We start from the raw sequence: 18,960 nt of genomic DNA on the forward strand, positions 1-18,960 counted from the left end.
AACGACGCGGGCTACGCGCCGGGGCCCTCGCCGTCCTCGCCGGCGTCCTCGCCAGTGTCCGCGCCGACTCCTTCCGCGGACCGGATCGCGTCCCGGTAGACGCGGGCCGCCGCCCGCAGCGCGGTCTCGGGGTCGATCCCCGCCGCCTCGGCGCGCGCCGCCAGCTCCAGCAGCTCGTAGCCGATGCCCTCGCCCCGGGGCAGCTCCACGGCCACGCCGCCCGCGCGGACCCGGCCGGCGAGCTTGGCCGCGAGCGCGAGTCCGGGCTGGCCCAGCGGAATCCCGTCGGTGACCGACTCCCGCTGCTTCTCGACCGCCTTGGTGCGCTGCCAGTGCGCGCTGACGTCCTCAGGGGTCTGCGCCTGGGCGTCCCCGAAGACGTGCGGATGCCGGTGGATCAGCTTCTCGACGAGGCTGCCGGCCACGTCGTCGACGGAGAACGGCTGCTCGGGGTGCTCCTCGGCGATGCGCGCGTGGAAGACCACCTGGAGGAGCACGTCACCGAGTTCCTCGCGCAGCGCCTCCCTGTCCCCGTCCTCGATCGCCTCGACCAGCTCGTACGCCTCCTCGATGGCGTACTTGACCAGTCCCTCGTGGGTCTGGCGCGAGGTCCAGGGGCATTCGCGGCGGACCCGGTCCATCACCTGGACGAGGTCGAGCAGGCGGGCGCCGGGCAGATCGTACGAGCCGGGCAGCAGTTCGAGGTCGGGCATGTCGACGCGGCCGGAGCCGGCGAGCCGGGCCAGCCCGTCGGTGAGCCGCTGGTCGCCCTCGCCGCCGGGGATCACGACGACCGTGCGGCCGCCGGCGCAGGCCTCGACCAACTCGCGCGCGTCCGGGGTCTCGTGCGCGACCTCTACGCCCGCCTCCCGCAGGTACGGCAGCTGCGGGTGGCCCGGGTCGGCGCACAGCACCCGGTCCGCGGCGTGCAGCGTCTGCCAGGCCGGCCACGACAGCAGCCCGGGGGCGACCCGGTGGCTGGCGGTCAGCAGGACGATCCGGCCGACGGCGGATGCGTCGGCCGCGGGCACGGCGGGGGCGGGTTCGGCGGCGTGGTCGTTCACCCTCCGAACCTACCTCCTCCCCCCGGCCTGCGGCCGGGGTGCCCCGGGTCGCTCAGGTTCCGGCGGGAGGCTGCTCGGTCCGGGTCCGCTGGACGATCCAGGGGGTGTCCTGGTCGCCGAGCACGATCTGCTGCGCGTCCCAGACGCCGTAGCGCGGGTTCACCTCGATGTGCAGCGCCTTCGCTGCGGACGCGAGCTTCTCGACGGCCTTGTCCTGGCTGCCGTAGTGGTCGAAGAGCTTGTCGCGCAACAGCTTGAAACGGGCGTCGGCGTCAAGTTGGTCGGGCGCCAGCTGGGCCTGCTCCAGGGCCGCCGCGGCCAGCTTCTCACTGCCGCCGGCCTTCTCCAGCTGGGCCTTGCGGAAGTCCTGGACCTCCTTCTCGCCGACGCTCACGCCCGCGTCCTCGGCGGCGCGTTCCAGGACGACGGTCTGGATCATCTTGTTGAGCTTGATGCGCTCCAGGCCGGGCGAGGCCTGGATCAGCTGGGCGGCGGTCGGCCCGGACTCGTTCTGCGCCGCGCGGACCTCGTTGACCTGGGCCTGGAGCGCGGAGGTGGTGATCCGTTCACCGCCGACGACGGCCGCGGTGCCGGGGCGGGCCTGGCCCGAGCAGGCGGACAGCAGGGGGGCCGCCACGAGCAGGGCGGCGGAGACGGAGAGCGCTGTGCGACGGTGCAAAGGAGCCTCCAGGGCCGGGAGATTGTGCGTCGGTGCACAAGGGCCGTGCGGTGATCGATGGTATGCAGTCAGGGTGATCGGAGCCACCGGTTCGACCAACGATTCCCGGGGTGTCGGGGTGCGCGTCTGTTGATGTGCCCGCCACTCTGTGGCCACCCTCCGGTCCACCGGTGCTGCCAAGGTCGGCCCACCATGTCGACACCGCACCGCTCGCCGCGCCGCCGGAGCCTGTCCGGCTCGGCCCTCGCCGCCCTGATCACGGTGGTGGCCGTGTGCACCGGGGACGCGGTCGCCCGCGTGTTCCCGTACGGGCACCGCCACCGCAGCATCAACGACCTCGGCAACCAGTTCGTCCCCTTCCACGCCCACCTGTGGGACCTCCTGCACGGGCGGGCGCAGGGCGGTCTGCTGTTCAACTGGCAGTCCGGCTACGGCACGAGCTTCCTGCCCGACTTCGGCACGTACCTCTCCAGCCCCTTCGCGGTGCTCGTCGCCCTCTTCCCGCGCGAGGACATCGACCTCGCGGTGTACGTGGTCACCGTGCTCAAGACGGCGGCCGCGGCGGCGGCCATGGTCTGGCTGCTGCGCACCCAGCGCCGCGGGCCGTGGTGGGCGGCGGCGCTGCTGGGGGCCTCGTACGCGCTGTGCGGCTGGTCGGTGATCGAGGCCTCGTACAACCCGATGTGGCTGGACGGGCTGATCGCGTTCCCGCTCCTGTGTCTGACGGGGGAATGGGCGCTGCGGGGCCGCCGGCCGGCGGCCGCCGTCCTCGTGGTCGCGCTGTGCTGGACGGCGAACTTCTACACGGCGTACATGGCGACGCTGGGCGCGGCGCTGGTCCTCCTGGTGCGGGTGGTGTTGACGCGTGAGGGGGTACGGGCGCGGGTGCGGGTGCTCGCCCGCGGGGCGGCGACGACCCTGCTGGGCATCGCGGTGTCGGCTCCGGTGCTGGTCCCCCTCTTCCTGAGCTCGAAGCAGGCGTACCCGGGGTGGACGCGGCAGTTCCAGCCGGTGTCCTGGCCGGACGTGTTCGCGCGGATCCTGCCCGCGACGTACTCCTTCTCTTCGCCGGCGCTGTTCGTGGGCACGGGGACGCTGCTGCTGGTGGCGGCCCTGCCCTTCCACGCGGCGGTGCCGGTGCGCACCCGCCTGTGGTGGGCGGGGCTGACCGCGGCCGTGCTGGTCTCCTTCCAGTGGACGCCGACGCACCTGGCCTGGCACGTGTTCGCGACCCCCAACGGCAGCCCCTACCGGCAGACGTTCGTCCTGGCCGGGGTGGCCGTGATCGCCGCGTGGACCGCGCTGGCGGCCGGGCTGCCGGGGCCTCGGGCGCTGGCGGCGGGCACGGCGGTACTGGCCGCGGCGGCGCTGGCGGCGAGCGGCAGCACGCTGGCGACGACGTGGGGGTTCGGGCTGTTCGGTGGCGGGCTCGCGCTCGCGGCGGCGGCCTGGTGGTGCCTGCGCCACCGCAGGCTGGTCCTCCCGGCGGCCGGGGTGCTGGCGCTGGTACTGGTCGGACAGGCGGCCGCGACGACGGCGTTCGGGCACAAGGGGAAGCTGGCCGGACTGGACGACTACCCCTCGTGGGGTGCGGCGCACACCGCGCGCTCCGCGGCCCTGGCCGGCGCGGAGGGCTGGCCCGGGTACCGCACGGACCCGAGCCGGCCGGCCCTGTCGGGCAACGATCCGCTGCTGCTCGGCGGGGAGGGCGGCGCGTACTACAGCAGCCACACCCCGGACGTGTTCACGCGGACGATGGTGGCCCTCGGCGCGGGCTGGACCTCGCGCGGGCGCAACGTGCAGAGCATCGACAACCCGGTGACGGACGCGGTGTTCGCGGTCGGCGCCCGGCTGCGCCCGGACGGCACGGTCGGCCGCGCACAGGTGCCCCCGCTGATCACCGTCCGCCCGCCGGGACCCGCACCGTCCTATGCGGACGGGCCCCCGTTCGCCAACCAAGAACTCCTGCTGGGCGCCGCCGTGTACGAGGACCCCGTCGCGCCGGGGGTCTGCCGCGCGGGCACGGAGGCCTACCTGTGGGCCCCGGAGTACAACGCGACGGCCCGCCTCGCGGACGGTCCCGCCTTCCGGCTGAACGGCAACGCGCCCCGCAACCGGGCGGCCCTCCAGCCGCTCGGCACCTCCCGGGGCGCCTCCTCGGCCCTCGTCTTCGACGCTCCCGCGCCGCCGCGCCGGGCCCTGTCCTGCCTGGACCGCGGGCGCCTGGACACGGCGGTGGCCGCGCTCCGAGCGACGGCTCCGACCTCGCTGCGGGTCGGCTCCTCGGGCATCCGCGCCACCGTCCCGGCCGGCACCACGGGAACGGCGGTCCTGTCGTCCCCGGCGATCGCGGGCTGGACCTGCAACGGCCACCCGGCCGCCGGCTACCTGGGGCTGGTCTCCGTCCCCGTGACCCCCGGCACCACGACGATCAGCTGCACCTTCCGGCCCCCGGGTCTCCTGCCGGGCACGGCCGTCGCGGCGACGGCCCTGCTGCTCCTGGCCGTCTTCCTGGCGGCGCAGCGCCGACGCGGTTCCCGGGCCGGACGGACCGCCCGGCCCGACGAGCACGCCCTGTCCGCGTAGGGCGCGGCGCGGCACGCTCCGGGGCGTGCGGCGCCGCGGGCCTCAGCGGACCTGGCTGAGCCAGTGGAGGGTGCGGCGTACCTCCGTGGAGAAGGGGTGCGCCGGGCCGTGGACGCGGTCCGCGTCGAACAGGAGGCGGGCCAGGGTGTCGTGGGCCGCCATGCGGTCGCCCATGGAGAGCTGGAGATGGGCTATCCGCCTGCGGACCTCCAGCGGCAGGCCGGGGTCCGGGTTGGCGTAGTGGTTCTCGAACAGCGGGAGCAGGGAGCGGTATTCGGCCAGGGCCGCCCCGGCCTCGCCGAGCTGCTCCAGGCACTGGGCCGCGTCGTAGCGGAAGCGCAGGGCCTGGGCGTCGCCGGCCGGGAACTCCTCGGCGAGGCGGCGCAGTTCGGGCAGGGCGCGGCGGTACTGGCCGTCGTCCATGAGCGTGGCGGCGTACTGCTTGCGCAGGGAACGGACCACCGGCGAGTGTTCGCCGTGCTCGGCGGCGGCGGCCGGGAGGATGCCTCCGAGGATGTCCACGGCCTGGGTGAGGCGGCCCTGGTCCAGCAGGCTGCGGGCCTCGTCCACCGCGGCCGGGATGTCCGGCCGGACCGGCGTCGGCGGTGCGGACGGCTGCGGCGGGATGGTGGCGGCGCGGTCCGGCCAGGGGGCGTGCGGGCGCAGGAAGGGGCGGGTCGGGTCGAGCGCGCCCTTCGGGGTGCCGTCCTTGGGCAGCAGCGGCACGAGGGCCTCGTACACCTGCTGCGCGGAGGCGGGCCGCTCCTGCGGGTCCTTCGCCAGGAGGTGGAGCAGGACCGCCTCCAACTGGTGCGGGACCTCCGGGCGCAGCCTGCGCACCGGGACCGGCGGCTCGTACAGGTGGCGGTGCAGCACGCCGAGCGCGGTGGACCCGGCGAACGGGACGTTGCCGCTGAGGAGTTCGTACAGCAGGACGCCGAGGGCGTAGAGGTCGGTGGAGGGGCCCACCGCGCCGCCCATGGCCTGCTCGGGCGCCATGTACGCCGGGCTGCCGATCGGGGTGCCGGTGCTGGTGAGGCGGGTGGTGTCGGTGTCCATGACCGAGGCGACACCGAGGTCGAGGACCAGCACGGTGCCGTCCGGGCGGACCATCACGTTGCGCGGCTTGAGGTCGCGGTGCACGATCGGCACCGCGTGCACGGCCGACAGCACCCCACACAGCTGCGCGACCACGGCGACCGCCCAGGGCCAGGGGTACGGGTCGTGCTGCGCGAGGTGGTCCGCGAGGTCGGTGCCCTCGACGTGGCCCATGACGAGGAACAGCTCGTCGCCGTCGCTGCCCGCGTCGTGGACCGTCACCAGGCCCGGGTGGTCGACCTGCGCCGTGACCCGGCATTCGCGCACGAAGCGGCGGCGCAGCTCGTCGGCGACGGAGCCGGGGCCCGCCACCTTGTCGGGGCGCAGCAGCTTGACGGCGACGCGGCGGTCCAGGCGCTGGTCGTACGCCGTCCAGACCTGGCCCATGCCGCCCTGCCCCAGGATGGAGGCCAGCCGGTAGCGCTCGCCGATGATCCGGTCGTCGTCCGTCACCGGGCCGGGCCCTCACCCTCGTTGCCGGGCGTGTTCGGGTTCGCCTGCGGGTTCGGGTGCGGGTGCGGCGTCTGCTTGCGCAGCAGTTCGCTCAGCTCGTCGAGCTCGGCGCGCACCTGCCCGATCCGCGGCGGGGTGGCCGGGCCGGGCGCGGGGTTCGGGTTGGGCGTCGGGGTGGGCGTCGGCGTCGGGATCGGCGTCTGCTGGACCGGCGGGTAGCCGTACGCGGGGCGGGGCTGCTGCTGCGGCGGCACGTACGGCGCGGGCTGCGCCGGGTACCAGGCGCCGGTCCGGGCCGCGACGGCCCGGGCTTCGTGGTGGCGGATGTCGGCGACGAGGAAGTACACGCAGGTCGCGAAGCCGGTCAGGATGACGCCGAAGGCGCCGGTGTTGCCCTGCCAGCCGTCGGTTTTGGGGGTCGGGTCGGCGCCGATCAGCGCGATCCAGGCGACGGTGAGCACGCAGTTGAGGGCCAGCAGCCACCAGTCCCGGGGCTTGCGGGTGACGACCGCGAGCCGCAGCATCGTGCCCCAGCCCAGGAAGCCGCAGCTCAGGACGGGCAGCAGGGCGAACAGCACGCGCAGTGCCACGACTCCCCCGGTACTGGGCTGGGGGCCTTGCTGCGGCGGGAGGCCGGGGCCGTGCATCGCTGCTCCTGACGGACCGTGTCGACGAAAGTTCGGGTCTGAGCGTATACAGCGTTTCCGGCCGCTCGTGAGGGGATGCGCGCAACCGTTGCAGGGTCGCCGCACACCTGCGTCCGACCGCGGGCCGTGCGGGCCGCGCGGCCGCGCGGAAATCATCGACGGCCCCTGACCGGCGGCGACTACGCTCGGCCGTCGAGTTGTCGTTCCAGGGGGGAATCCACATGCGGAGCCGGACCATCGGTGTCTCGGTACTGGCCACGACGGCCTTGTTCGGGGTGACGACGGCCTGCGCGCCCGTCGGCGGGAGCAAGGCCGCCGACATCGGCAGGCACGCCCGCGCCGCGGGGCAGGTCCCGGCCGGGGCCACGCCCCCGCCGGCTGCCAAGGGCAAGTCGACGGGCGGGCTCGCCGACCTGTCGGGCGCCGAGGTCCTGAGCCGGTCGCACGAGGCCATGCGCACGGTCGAATCGGCCCGTGTCGCCGCGAAGATGCGTGAGGACGGCAACCCGGCGGAGTTCGAACTCTCCCTGGACAAGAAGGGCAGCTGCAACGGCACGATCCGGTACGAGGGGATGGGCAAGGTGGACATCGTCAAGTCCCCCGAGCTGATCCACTTCAAGGGCGATGCCGACTACTGGCGGGGCACGGCCGCGAAGAAGCACACGCCCAAGAAGCAGACGGACGCGATGGTCACGATGCTCGCCGACCGCTGGCTCAAGATGCCGCTCTCCGACGCCCGGGCGTCGGCGGTGGGGCACATCTGCGACCTGGACAAGCTGACGGGCGGCGGTGGCCGACCCAACCCGCTCGCCCGCAAGGGCGAGACGGTCACCATCGACGGCAAGCAGGCGCTGGCGGTCATCACGGCGACCAAAGAGGGCACGGAGACCGACTACATAGCCACCCAGGGCACTCCGTACGTCCTCAAGTCCACCATGTCGGGTGACGAGACCGGGGAGATGCTCTTCTCGGCCTTCGGGACGCCGGTCGATACGGCCCTGCCGGAAGGCGCGGACGTCCTGGACCTGTCGAAGCTGGGCAGCGGCGTCCCCGCCGAATCGGTCTGAGCCCTGCGGCCCGGCCCTCGGCCTCGGCGGGCGGATCCCCCGAAACGCGCGTAGCGTGCAAAAGGGATATGGAAGGAGCCCTCGGATGGGGATCTTCGACAAGGCCAAAGCCATGCTCCAGGGCCACAGCAAGCAGGCGAAGCAGGCGTCCGACGCCACCGAGCAGCAGATCAACCAGCGGACCGGCGGCAAGTACACCCAACAGGTCGACCAGGGCCAGCAGGAGGCTGAGCGGCGCCTGGGGATCGACGACGACCCCAACAGGTAGCCCCACCGGCGGCCCCGTGCCGACCACGCCCGGGAACCGGCACTACCGGTTCCCGGGCAGGCGCGTGCGGCGGCTCCCGCCGCACGCGGCGCCGCAGGCGGGCTACGACCCGAGGATCGTGGTGAGGAACTCCCCGGTCCAGGCCAGCAGTTCCCGCCCGACCAGCGGCTTGCCGCCCACCCGGGCGGTCTTCGGCCGCGGGACCAGCACCTGCGAGGTGGCCGGCTTGAGGACCGAGCCCGGGTAGAGCCGCTTCAGCCGCAGCTCCTGCGATTCGCGCAACTCCACCGGCCCGAAGCGGATGTTGACCCCCTGGAGGGTGATGTCGCCGACCCCGCAGGCCCGCGCCAGCATGCGCAGCCCCGCCACGAGCAGCAGGTTCTCCACCGGCTCCGGCAGCTTGCCGTACCGGTCGTGGAGCTCCTCCCGTACGGCCTTGATGTCCGCCTCGGAGTTCGCCGACGCGATGGACCGGTACGCCTGCAGGCGCAGCCGCTCGCCCGGCGCGTAGTCGTGCGGGACGTGCGCGTCGACCGGCAGCTCGATCTTGACCTCCAGCGGCGGCGCCTCCTCCACTCCTCCCTCGACGGCGGCGCGGTAATCGGCCACGGCCTCGCCGACCATGCGGATGTAGAGGTCGAAGCCGACGCCCGCGATGTGGCCGGACTGCTCGCCGCCCAGCAGGTTGCCCGCGCCGCGGATCTCCAGGTCCTTCATCGCCACGTACATGCCCGCGCCCATCTCGGTGTGCTGGGCGATCGTCGCGAGCCGTTCGTGCGCGGTCTCGGTCAGCGGCTTCTCAGGCGGGTAGAGGAAGTACGCGTACCCGCGCTCGCGGCCGCGCCCGACGCGGCCGCGCAGCTGGTGCAGCTGGGAGAGGCCGAAGTTGTCGCCGCGCTCCACGATCAGGGTGTTGGCGTTGGAGATGTCGATGCCGGACTCGACGATCGTCGTCGAGACGAGCACGTCGAACTTCTTCTCCCAGAAGTCCACGACGACCTGCTCCAGCGCCTGTTCGGACATCTGGCCGTGCGCCGTCGCGATCCGCGCCTCGGGCACGATCTCGCGCAGCTTGGCGGCCGCCCGGTCGATGGATTCGACCCGGTTGTGGATGTAGAAGCACTGGCCCTCGCGCAGCAGTTCGCGCCGGATGGCCGCGCCGATCTGCTTCTCCTCGTAGGGGCCGACGAAGGTCAGGACCGGGTGGCGCTCCTCCGGCGGGGTGGTGATCGTCGACATCTCGCGGATGCCCGTCACCGCCATCTCCAGGGTGCGCGGGATCGGCGTCGCGGACATGGTCAGCACGTCGACGTTGGCGCGCAGCTTCTTCAGCTGCTCCTTGTGCTCGACGCCGAAGCGCTGCTCCTCGTCGACGATGACCAGGCCCAGGTCCTTGAACTTCGTCTCCTGCGAGAACAGCCGGTGCGTACCGATGACCACGTCGACCGAGCCCTCCTTGAGGCCCTCCAGGGTGGCCTTGGACTCGGTGTCGGACTGGAAGCGGGACAGCGCCTTCACGTTGACCGGGAACTGGCCGTAGCGCTCGGAGAAGGTCCCGAAGTGCTGCTGCACGAGGAGCGTGGTGGGGACGAGGACGGCGACCTGCTTGCCGTCCTGCACCGCCTTGAAGGCCGCCCGCACCGCGATCTCGGTCTTGCCGTAGCCGACGTCGCCGCAGATCAGCCGGTCCATCGGGACCGACTTCTCCATGTCTTCCTTGACCTCGGCGATCGTGGTGAGCTGGTCGGGCGTCTCCGCGTACGGGAAGGCGTCCTCCAGTTCGCGCTGCCAGGGGGTGTCCGGGCCGAAGGTGTGGCCGGGGGCCGCCATCCGCGCGCTGTACAGCCGGATCAGGTCGGCGGCGATCTCCTTGACCGCCTTCTTCGCGCGCGCCTTGGTCTTCGTCCAGTCGGCGCCGCCGAGCCGGTGCAGGGTCGGGGCTTCGCCGCCGACGTACTTGGTGACCTGCTCCAGCTGGTCGGTGGGGATGTAGAGGCGGTCGCCGGGCTGGCCGCGCTTGGCGGGGGCGTACTCGACGAGGAGGTACTCGCGGGTGGCGCCCTGGACGGTGCGCTGCACCATCTCGATGTAGCGGCCGACGCCGTGCTGCTCGTGGACGATGTAGTCGCCGACCTCCAGGGTGAGGGGGTCGATGGACTTGCGGCGCCGCGTCGGCATCCGGCCGAGGTCCTTGGTGGCGGTGCGCTGGCCGGTCAGATCGGTCTCGGTGAGGACGGCCAGCTTCAGCGCCGGGTCCACGAACCCGTTGTCGAGGGAGCCGCACGACACGTGGACGAGGGACGGCTCCAGCGTCCGCAGGTCCGCCTCCAGCCGGGCCGCGATGCCCTCGCCGCCGAGCACCTCGACGGTGCGGGCGGCCGGGCCGTGGCCCTCGGTGAGGTAGACGGTGTGCCAGCCGTCGGCGATCCAGCCCTTGGTGTCGGCGAGCGCCCGGGCGGTGTCGCCGCGGTAGGCCTCGGGTGCGCGCATGCCGAGCGCCAGGGTGTCCACGGCCAGGTCGGCGTCGTCCGCCGCGAAGGGGGACACCGACCACCACATCATGCCCAGCCCGCGCGCGTGCTCCCGGACGTCCGCGATGCCGCGCAGCGAGGCCGCGCCGACGTCGATCGGGGCCTGTCCGCCGCCCGCGGTCGCCGCCCAGGACGCCATCAGGAACTCCTGCGAGGTCGCCACCAGGTCGGCGGCCCGGGTGCGCACCCGCTCCGGATCGCACACCACGGCCATGGACCCGGCCGGCAGCACGTCGATCAGCAGTTCCATGTCGTCGACGAGGACCGGCGCGAGGGACTCCATGCCCTCCACCGCGATCCCCTCGGCGATCTTGTTCAGGAGTTCGCCGAGCTCGGGGTGCTCCTCGGCGAGGGCCGCGGCCCGCTCCCGTACGTCATCGGTCAGCAGCAGCTCCCGGCAGGGCGGGGCCCACAGTCCGTGCTCGGCGACCTCCAGGGACCGCTGGTCGGCGACCTTGAAGTAGCGGATCTCCTCGACCTCGTCGCCCCAGAACTCCACGCGCAGCGGGTGCTCCTCGGTGGGCGGGAACACGTCGAGGATGCCGCCGCGCACGGCGAACTCACCGCGCTTCTCGACGAGCTCGACGCGGGCGTACGCGGCCGCGGCCAGCGCCTCCGTGACCTCCCCCAGATCGACGCTCTCGCCGTGCCGCAGGCTCACCGGAACCAGCTCCCCGAGCCCCTTGACCTGCGGCTGGAGCACGGACCGGATCGGCGCGACGACGACGGAGACCGGCCCTGCTGCCGGGTCGTCCTTGCTGGGGTGCACGAGGCGGCGCAGTACGGCGAGCCGCCGGCCCACGGTGTCGCTGCGCGGGGAGAGCCGCTCGTGCGGAAGGGTCTCCCAGGACGGGTACTCGGCGACCTCGTCGGGCGGCAGGAAGGACCGCAGCGCGGCGGCCAGGTCCTCGGCCTCCCGGCCGGTGGCGGTCACCGCGAGCACGGTCCGCTCCGTCTTGGCGGCCAGCGCGGCGATGGCGAAGGGCCGTGCGGCGGGCGGTCCGACGAGGTCCACGTGCATGCGGTTGCCGTCCCCGGCCGCGGTGACCGCCTCGGCGAGGGCCGGGTCCCGGGTGACGGCGTCGAGCAGTCCGTGCAGGCTCATGAAAGGAGGCTTCCGTCCGGTGGAGGGGCAACGCGAAGGACCCGACACGTCTCACGGGCCGGGGGTTCCCACCCTACGACGCCGCTCCCGCACCCGCGCGAGGGATTGCGGCCACGGCGCGGAGGGACGACGTCGGCCCCGGCCCGCCCCCGAAGGGCTGACCGGGGCCGGCGTTCCCCCGAACGACCGCGGAGCTACTCGCTCGCGATCGCGTTCAGTACGTTCATCCGCCCCGCCCGGAAGGCCGGGACCAGTGCGGCGAACAGGCCTACGAAGGCCGACCCGGCGAAGACGCCGATGATCGTCGGCCAGGGGATCTCCAGGACCTTCAGTCCCTGCAGGGCGAGCAGCTGCTGCGCGCTGGTTCCCCAGCCCATGCCCAGGCCGAGGCCCAGCAGGGCGCCGAAGAGGGCGATGACCACCGACTCCAAGCGGATCATGCGGCGCAGCTGGCGGCGGGAGAGGCCGATGGCGCGCATCAGGCCGATCTCTCGGGTCCGCTCGACCACGGAGAGGGCCAGGGTGTTCACGACGCCCAGGACAGCCACGATGATCGCGAGGGCGAGGAGCCCGTAGACCATGTTCAGCAACTGGCCGACCTGGTCCTTGAGGGCCTTCTTGTAGTCGGTCTGGTTGCGCACCTTGTACTGCGGGTACTCGGCGAGCGCCGCCTTGACGGCCGTGTACGCGGTCTCCGACTTCCCGTCGGCGGCCTTGGCCAGGAGCATGAAGGGCCGCGGCATGCGGTCCGCGGGCACGTACTGCTCGGCCGTCGCGGTGGCCACGTACATCACGCCCTTGTCGAGGTTGCCCTCGTCGGAGGTGATCGCGGCGACCTTCAGCTTGGCGGTCTTGCCGCCGGTGAAGGCGAGCGTCATCTCGTCGCCGACCTTGACGCCGTGCTCCTTGGCGTAGATCGAGCCGACCGACATCGCTCCACTGCCGTACGCGGCCGCGTGCACGCCGGAGGTCATCTTGCGCCGGACGTCCTCGGCGTAGCTCGGGTCGGTGACGCTGACGTGGTCGTCCTTGACGGAGCCGTCCGGGCCGGTGACCTTCACTTCCAGGCCGCGGTAGGCGGTGACGTGGGCGAGGCCCTTCGTCGCCCGCAGTGCCTGCTCGGCCTGCGGCACGACCGGCTGGCCGTTCTCGGAGGCGATGATGTAGTCGGCGCCCACCGACTTGTCGAGCTCGTCGGTGGCGGAGGCCACCATCGAGGAGCCGACCACCGACAGGCAGGCCACCAGCGCCAGCCCGATCATCAGTGCGGCGGCGGTGGCGCCGGTGCGGCGCGGGTTGCGCAGGGCGTTGCGTTCGGCGAGGCGCCCGACGGACCCGAAGGGCCGCAGGACCACGCCGGAGAGCAGCCGGACCACGCCGCCGGCGAGCAGCGGGCCGATCACGATGAAGCCGATGAGGGTGAACAGCACGCCCATCGCCAACCAGAGCGAGCCGGCCGCGGCCTTGTCGGCGGCCGCGGCGAGGAGCAGGCCCGCGCCGCCGATGCCGGTGAGGACCAGGCCCACGGCGGCCCGGATGCGGCCGGCCTTCTTGTCGCCGGGGGTGCCGGCGTCGCGCAGGGCGGCCATCGGAGAGACCTTGCCGGCCCGGCGGGCCGGGATGAAGGCCGAGACGACGGTGACGATGATGCCGAGCACCAGGCCGACGACCGGCGTGGTCCAGGCGACGGTCAGGTCGTCGGTGGACAGGTGCATGCCCATCTGACCCATGAGCTTCATCAGTGCGACGGCCAGGCCCACACCGGCGCCGACACCGAGGACCGAACCGACCAGGCCGAGAAGGAAGGCCTCGACGATCACGGACTTGAGCACCTGGCCGCTGTCGGCGCCGATGGCGCGCATCAGGCCGATCTCGCGGGTGCGCTGGGCGACCAGCATCGAGAAGGTGTTGAAGATCAGGAAGATGCCGACCAGGAAGGCGATCCCGGCGAAGCCGAGCATCACGTACTTCATGACGTCGAGGAAGGAGCCGACGTCCTTGCGGTTGGCGTCCGCGGCTTCCTTCGCGGTCTGCAGCTTGTACGTGTCCGCGCCGACGGCCGTGGCGATGTTCCGCTTCAGCTGCTCGTCGCTGACCCCGTCCTTGGCGGTGACGTTGACGTGCGTGAAGAGACCGGGTCCGCCGAGCAGCTTCTCCTGCGCGGTGGCGGTGTCGAAGTAGACGATCGCCGCACCCGGATTGGTCACGGTGAAGGTGGCGATGCCGGTGACCTTCGCGCGGACGTCGCCGGTGACGGCGATGGTGCGCAGTTCGTCGCCCAGCTTCACGTGGTGCTTCTCGGCGGTGTCGGCGTCGACCATCATCTCGGCCGGGCCGCGCGGGGCCTGACCCGAGGTGATCTTCATGGACTTGAGCTCGTTGTCGTTCCAGTTGCCCGCGACGGTCGGGGCGCCGGTGGTCGAGCCGAGGTTCTCGTTCTTGGCGTTGACGAGCGTGACGGACGTCGAGACGACGCCACCCTCGGCGCTCTCGACGCCTTCGGCCTTCTTGACCTGCTCGACGGCCGAGGCGGGCAGCGCCTCGGGCTTGCCGCGGTTCGCGACGTCCTCGCCGCCCGCGGCCTCCTTCGGGCTGACCGTGACGTCGGAGCTGGTGACGGCGAACAGCTTGTCGAAGGTGGTGTTCATGGTGTCGGTGAACACCAGCGTGCCGCAGACGAAGGCGACGGACAGCAGGACGGCGATGGCGGAGAGCGCCATCCGCCCCTTGTGGGCGACGAAGTTGCGCCGCGAGGTCTTCAGTACGGTGCCCGCGCTCACGAGGTCCGCCCGCGCGCGTCGAAGTCCTTCATGCGGTCCAGCACCTGGTCGGCGGTGGGCCCGTACAACTCGTCCACGATCCGGCCGTCTGCGAGGAAGATCACCCGGTCGGCGTACGAGGCGGCCACCGGGTCGTGCGTGACCATCACGATCGTCTGGCCGAGCTCGTCGACCGAGCGGCGCAGGAAGCCGAGAACCTCGGCGCCGGCCCGGGAGTCCAGGTTTCCGGTGGGCTCGTCGCCGAAGATGATCTGCGGGCGGGCCGCGAGGGCGCGGGCCACGGCCACGCGCTGCTGCTGGCCGCCGGAGAGCTCGGTCGGGCGGTGCTTGAGGCGGCCCGCGAGGCCGACGGTCTCCACGACCCGGTTCAGCCACTCCGCGTCGGGCTTGCGGCCCGCTATGTCCATCGGGAGCGTGATGTTCTCCAGGGCGTTGAGCGTGGGCAGCAAGTTGAAGGCCTGGAAGATGAAGCCGATCCGGTCGCGGCGCAGCTGCGTGAGCTTCTTGTCCTTCAGCCCGGTGATCTCGGTGTCGTCCAGGTGGATCTGCCCGCTGGTCACCGTGTCGAGACCGGCGAGGCAGTGCATCAGCGTGGACTTGCCGGAGCCGGAGGGGCCCATGATCGCCGTGAACCGGCCGCGCTCGATGTCGACGTCCACCTCGTCGAGGGCGACCACGCGGGTCTCCCCGGCGCCGTAGGCCTTGACGACCTTGCGCGCCCGGGCCGCGACGGCTCCATGCCCTCCAGTACCCCCGTGCCTGGTTTCGGTCATAGCCGTTGTCACGGTGCTTCCCCTCGTTGGTTGCGTTGCTGCGCGTGTGGCCGTTACCGGCGTGCGTGGCTGGTTTTCGCTGTGGTGCCGTCGTGAAGTCTGCGGGGCGGAGGCGTCCGGCGCGCTGGTGCCCGTCGCCGTATCCACCGGGGGGTTAGCCCCACCCCCGCTCGTATGAACCAGTTAAGGACGTCGCGGGGCGGACTTCCTCCTCCGCCGGGACGAACGGCCCCTGGACCCTTGTGAGGAGCAACCCCTAGGGGTTCTCCACCTTTTGGTGGACCGGTTCTGGGGGATACCGGGGGGATACCGCCGGATACCCCGTGATGAGAGGGTGTTCTCCACAGGTACGTGCACAGTGAAAGGATCTTGGTGGGCGCGGAGGAGAGCACGGGCGAGCGCACCGGGGACGCCACAGGGAAGGGCGGTGACGGCCCGGCCGGCGGCGGCATATCGGCCAAGACCGGCACGGCGGGGGCGTCCGCGCACCCGGGCGGCGGGGCCGGTGCCGGCGGGCGGGGTCCGCGCACCTCGCTGGTCACCGCCCTCATGCTGGCCATGGCCCTCGTCGCCCTCGACAGCTCCATCGTCTCCACCGCAGTGCCCCAGATCGTCGGCGACCTCGGCGGCTTCGCCGTCTTCTCCTGGCTCTTCGCCGGCTACCTGCTCGCCGTCACCGTCACCCTCCCGGTCTACGGCAAGCTCTCCGACACCTTCGGCCGCAAGCCCGTCCTGCTCTTCGGCATAGCCCTGTTCCTCCTCGGCTCCCTGCTGTGCGCGCTCGCCTGGAACATGGCCGCCCTCATCGCCTTCCGCCTCGTCCAGGGCCTGGGCGGCGGCGCGCTCCAGGGCACCGTGCAGACCCTGGCCGCCGACCTGTACCCGCTGAAGGAGCGCCCGAAGATCCAAGCCAGGATGTCCTCGGTCTGGGCCGCCTCCGCCGTGGCCGGCCCGGCACTCGGCGGGTTCATCGCGGCGTACGCCGACTGGCGCTGGATCTTCCTGATCAACCTGCCGCTGGGCGGTCTGGCCCTGTGGATGCTCGCCCGCCACCTCGTCGAACCCGTGCGGTCCCCCGGGCGGCGCGGCCCGATCGACTGGGCGGGCGCGCTCGGCGTCTTCGCCTGCGGCGGACTACTGCTCTTCGCGCTGGTACAGGGCGGGGTCGCCTGGCCCTGGCTGTCCGTGCCCTCCCTCGGCCTGCTCGGCGCGAGCGCGGCCCTGGCGGCCGTGGTCGTCGCGATCGAACGCCGGGCCGAAGAACCGATCCTGCCCGGGTGGGTGTGGCGCCGGCGCACCATCGCCGCCGTGAACCTGGCCCTCGGCGCACTCGGCCTGCTCATGGTCGCCCCGCTGGTCTTCGTCCCGACGTACGCCCAGTCCGTCCTCGGCCTCGGACCCGTCAGCGCCGGGCTCGTCATGTCCGCGATGACCCTCAGCTGGCCCGTGTCCGCCGCCTTCAGCCAGCACGTCTACCGGCGCATCGGCTTCCGCAACTCCGCGGCCGTCGGGATCTCGCTGGCCGCCGTGATCCTGCTCGCGTTCACGCTGCTGCCCCATCCCGCCCGACCCTGGCAGCCCACGCTGATCATGCTGCTGCTGGGCGCGGCCCTCGGCCTGTTCCAGCTGCCGCTGATCGTCGGGGTCCAGTCCACCGTGGGCTGGTCCGAGCGCGGTACGACGACGGCCTCGGTGCTGTTCTGCCGCCAGGTCGGGCAGAGCCTCGGGGCCGCCCTGTTCGGGGCCGTCGCCAACGCGACCATCGCCGCCCGGCTGGCGCACGCCCCCATGACCGGGCTGCCGGACCACCTCGACGGCGTGTCCAAGGCCCTCGACCGGCCGGAGCTGCTCCCCCGCGTCGCCGCCGACTACCTGCGCGAGTCGGTGTCCGTCGCCGTGGACCACATCTTCCTCGGCGCGACCGCCGCGGCCGTGGCGGCCCTGCTGGTCCTGCTGCTCGTGGCCCCGCGGCACTTCCCGATCCTGGAGGAGCAGCGGGAGGACTAGCTCCTGTGTGGGACCGGTGAGGACCGGCGGGGCACGCCCGCTGCGGCTTGTCATGGCCCCGGTCAACGGAGTACACCTCGGAGTCCTGCAACCGAGCTGTACTCCGGGGGGACGAACATGGCTTCCGCACTCTTCGCACTGGCCTTACTGGCTGCCGTGGCCGGGCCGATCGGCTGGCGGCTGCGCCGCCGTCCCGGCTTCATCACCGGCCGCGACGGCCGGCTCTCCACCTCCACCACCCTGGCACTGGCCTGGACCGTGATCCTGGTCTGGCTCCTGCTGACGATCCTCGCGTACGGGCTCACCGCGGGCGGCGGCGTCGGCTGGTTCACCGGGGAGCACGGCCCGCTGTCCTCCCTGACCACCGTGTACCTGCCGCTGCTCGGGGGCCCGTACGTGGCCCTGATCGCGGCGAAGACCGTCGTCGGCATCCGCGTGGAGAACGGCAGCATGGCCAAACCCGCCCCGAAGCCGACCACCTCCGGGCAGCGGCCGCTGCGCGAGCTGATCGCGAACGACAGCGGGCGCACCGACCTGGTCGACCTCCAGTACGTGGCGCTCAGCGCGGTCACCATGCTGTACGTGGTGCTGTTCTTCGTCTCCGACGTGGGCGGCGGACTGCCCCGCCTGCCCGCCGAGATCTGGGCGCTGACGGGCGCACCGGCCGGGGCGTACCTGGTGAACAAGATGGCCACGCGCGCGAATCCGGTGATCACGTGCGTGACGGTGGCGGGCACCGCGCTCGTCGTCGAGGGCGGCGGCTTCGGCCCGGAGGCGCGGATCGAGATCGACTCCACCGCGCTGGCGGCAGAGTACGACCCGGCCACGGGCACCCTGGCGGCGCAGCTGCCGGCCACCGCGCCCGCCACCTTCACGGTGGTGGTCTCCTCCCGCGGCCTGCGCAGCGACCCCTACCGCTACACGCCCGCGGCACCGGCACCGGCACCGGCCCAGCAGCCGGCGCCAGCCCAGCAGCCGGCCGCCGGCTAGCGCCCGCGGGGCGGGGTCGGTCACGGGAGTTTCGCGAGGAACCCGCCGATCAGCGGGGCGATCTCCCCGAGGTGCGTCTCCAGTGCGAAGTGCCCCGCCCCTTCGAAGACGTGCACCTCGGCGTCCGGCGCGTCCCGCAGGTACGCCTTCGCGCCCGCCGGGGTGAAGAACGGGTCCCCCGCGCCCCATACGACCAGGACTGGCACCCGGGCGGCCCGCAGCCAGGCCTGCCAGGCGGGGTAGTGGGCGAAGTTGGAGGCGTAGTCGAAGGCCAGGTCGGCCTGTGCGTCGGCGCGCCCCGGCAGGCCGAGGTAGTGCACGTCGAGGGTCCAGCCGTCGGGGGAGATCAGGCCGGTGTCGGCGACGCCGGTCTCGTACTGGAAGCGGGTGCCCTCCGCGGTGAAGAGCTTCCGCACCCGTTCCTCGTTGCCCGGCACGTCGCGCCGCAGTCCTGCGAACTCGCGGGCCGCGTCGGAGAGCCCCTCCTCGTACGCGTTGCCGTTCTGCACGATCAGGCCCGTCACCCGCTCGGGCCGGCGCGCGGCGAGCCGCAGCCCGACGGGGGCGCCGAAGTCGAAGACGTAGAGCGCGTAGCGCTCCAGCCCGAGGGCGTCGGTGAAGCCCTCCACGACGTCGGCGAGCCGGTCGAAGGTGTACGTGAACCCGTCCGGGGTCTCGGTGCGGCCGAAGCCTGGGTAGTCGGGGGCGATCAGCCGGTACGGGGTACCGCCGAGCGCGTCCATCAGCCGGGCGAACTGGTGCGAGGAGGTGGGGAACCCGTGCAGGAGAAGCAGGACCGGGCCGTCGGCCGGGCCGCTCTCGCGGTAGGCGACGCGGACCCCGCGCACATCGGCGGTGCGGTGGTGGACGAGCTGCATCACATGCCTCCAGAGATCTAAGTTCCATTAGTTT

Annotated in this window: 13 protein-coding genes; 5 read left to right on the top strand and 8 right to left on the bottom strand. The window is 72.7% G+C overall.

The window, feature by feature from the left end; all coding sequences use genetic code 11:
* Positions 1-11: 11 nt before the first annotated feature.
* Both OG974_RS18215 and OG974_RS18220 read right to left on the bottom strand, forming a co-directional pair.
* Positions 12-1,064, bottom strand: a complete 1,053-nt coding sequence (locus OG974_RS18215) for a nucleoside triphosphate pyrophosphohydrolase (RefSeq protein ID WP_328762979.1) — start codon at positions 1,062-1,064, stop codon at positions 12-14.
* 52 nt (positions 1,065-1,116) lie between these two features.
* Positions 1,117-1,743, bottom strand: a complete 627-nt coding sequence (locus OG974_RS18220; RefSeq protein WP_328762980.1) for a SurA N-terminal domain-containing protein — start codon at positions 1,741-1,743, stop codon at positions 1,117-1,119.
* 192 nt (positions 1,744-1,935) lie between these two features.
* On the opposite strand from OG974_RS18220, the gene OG974_RS18225 reads away from it, so the two are divergent.
* A complete protein-coding gene (locus OG974_RS18225) occupies positions 1,936-4,329 on the top strand; it encodes a YfhO family protein (RefSeq protein ID WP_327283754.1) in 2,394 nt (797 codons plus the stop codon).
* Positions 4,330-4,371: 42 nt separating this feature from the next.
* Here OG974_RS18225 and OG974_RS18230 read toward each other — a convergent pair whose 3' ends face one another.
* Together OG974_RS18230 and OG974_RS18235 are read right to left on the bottom strand one after the other, a co-directional pair.
* Positions 4,372-5,880 (bottom strand): serine/threonine-protein kinase, encoded by a 1,509-nt coding sequence (locus tag OG974_RS18230; protein WP_327283755.1) that lies wholly within the window; start codon positions 5,878-5,880, stop codon positions 4,372-4,374.
* Entirely contained in the window at positions 5,877-6,470 is a 594-nt protein-coding gene (locus OG974_RS18235) for a hypothetical protein (RefSeq protein ID WP_327283756.1), read from the bottom strand. The genes OG974_RS18230 and OG974_RS18235 overlap by 4 nt, the downstream gene beginning before the upstream one ends.
* A 278-nt stretch (positions 6,471-6,748) precedes the next feature.
* On the opposite strand from OG974_RS18235, the gene OG974_RS18240 reads away from it, so the two are divergent.
* Positions 6,749-7,594: a hypothetical protein gene (locus OG974_RS18240; protein WP_371643745.1), complete on the top strand. Its 846-nt coding sequence runs from the start codon at positions 6,749-6,751 to the stop codon at positions 7,592-7,594.
* A gap of 85 nt (positions 7,595-7,679) precedes the next feature.
* Complete coding sequence (locus OG974_RS18245; protein ID WP_327283758.1) at positions 7,680-7,862, top strand: antitoxin; 183 nt, start codon at positions 7,680-7,682, stop codon at positions 7,860-7,862.
* Between the two features lie 102 nt (positions 7,863-7,964).
* Here the strand turns inward: OG974_RS18245 and mfd are convergent, their stop codons facing one another.
* The 3 genes from mfd to OG974_RS18260 all read right to left on the bottom strand — a co-directional run bounded on the left by mfd (position 7,965) and on the right by OG974_RS18260 (position 15,051).
* Positions 7,965-11,498: a transcription-repair coupling factor gene (mfd, locus tag OG974_RS18250; RefSeq protein WP_327283759.1), complete on the bottom strand. Its 3,534-nt coding sequence runs from the start codon at positions 11,496-11,498 to the stop codon at positions 7,965-7,967.
* Positions 11,499-11,692: 194 nt separating this feature from the next.
* Positions 11,693-14,218, bottom strand: a complete 2,526-nt coding sequence (locus tag OG974_RS18255) for an FtsX-like permease family protein (protein ID WP_327285673.1) — start codon at positions 14,216-14,218, stop codon at positions 11,693-11,695.
* Between the two features lie 56 nt (positions 14,219-14,274).
* Complete coding sequence (locus OG974_RS18260; RefSeq protein ID WP_371643747.1) at positions 14,275-15,051, bottom strand: ABC transporter ATP-binding protein; 777 nt, start codon at positions 15,049-15,051, stop codon at positions 14,275-14,277.
* Positions 15,052-15,402: 351 nt separating this feature from the next.
* On the opposite strand from OG974_RS18260, the gene OG974_RS18265 reads away from it, so the two are divergent.
* On the top strand, positions 15,403-17,058 hold the full coding sequence (locus tag OG974_RS18265) for an MFS transporter (protein ID WP_371643749.1): 1,656 nt from the start codon (positions 15,403-15,405) through the stop codon (positions 17,056-17,058).
* A 117-nt stretch (positions 17,059-17,175) separates the two neighbouring features.
* The gene (locus OG974_RS18270) at positions 17,176-18,048 is read left to right on the top strand and encodes a hypothetical protein (RefSeq protein WP_371643751.1); all 873 of its coding nucleotides are present in this window, start codon (positions 17,176-17,178) and stop codon (positions 18,046-18,048) included.
* 20 nt (positions 18,049-18,068) lie between these two features.
* Here the strand turns inward: OG974_RS18270 and OG974_RS18275 are convergent, their stop codons facing one another.
* Positions 18,069-18,926, bottom strand: coding sequence for an alpha/beta hydrolase (locus tag OG974_RS18275; protein WP_327283763.1), 858 nt, complete (start codon positions 18,924-18,926; stop codon positions 18,069-18,071).
* Between the last annotated feature and the right edge of the window lie 34 nt (positions 18,927-18,960).

Source organism: Streptomyces sp. NBC_00597 (genome assembly GCF_041431095.1).
In the GTDB taxonomy this organism is placed as follows: domain Bacteria; phylum Actinomycetota; class Actinomycetes; order Streptomycetales; family Streptomycetaceae; genus Streptomyces.

Excerpts from the sequence above, each read along its gene's own strand:
- OG974_RS18225 (WP_327283754.1), top strand. The coding sequence starts at position 1,936 with ATGTCGACACCGCACCGCTCGCCGCGCCGCCGGAGCCTGTCCGGCTCG.
- OG974_RS18255 (WP_327285673.1), bottom strand. The coding sequence starts at position 14,218 with ATGGCGCTCTCCGCCATCGCCGTCCTGCTGTCCGTCGCCTTCGTCTGC.
- OG974_RS18275 (WP_327283763.1), bottom strand. The coding sequence starts at position 18,926 with ATGCAGCTCGTCCACCACCGCACCGCCGATGTGCGCGGGGTCCGCGTC.
- OG974_RS18260 (WP_371643747.1), bottom strand. The coding sequence starts at position 15,051 with ATGACCGAAACCAGGCACGGGGGTACTGGAGGGCATGGAGCCGTCGCG.
- OG974_RS18270 (WP_371643751.1), top strand. The coding sequence starts at position 17,176 with ATGGCTTCCGCACTCTTCGCACTGGCCTTACTGGCTGCCGTGGCCGGG.
- mfd (WP_327283759.1), bottom strand. The coding sequence starts at position 11,498 with ATGAGCCTGCACGGACTGCTCGACGCCGTCACCCGGGACCCGGCCCTC.
- OG974_RS18245 (WP_327283758.1), top strand. The coding sequence starts at position 7,680 with ATGGGGATCTTCGACAAGGCCAAAGCCATGCTCCAGGGCCACAGCAAG.
- OG974_RS18240 (WP_371643745.1), top strand. The coding sequence starts at position 6,749 with ATGCGGAGCCGGACCATCGGTGTCTCGGTACTGGCCACGACGGCCTTG.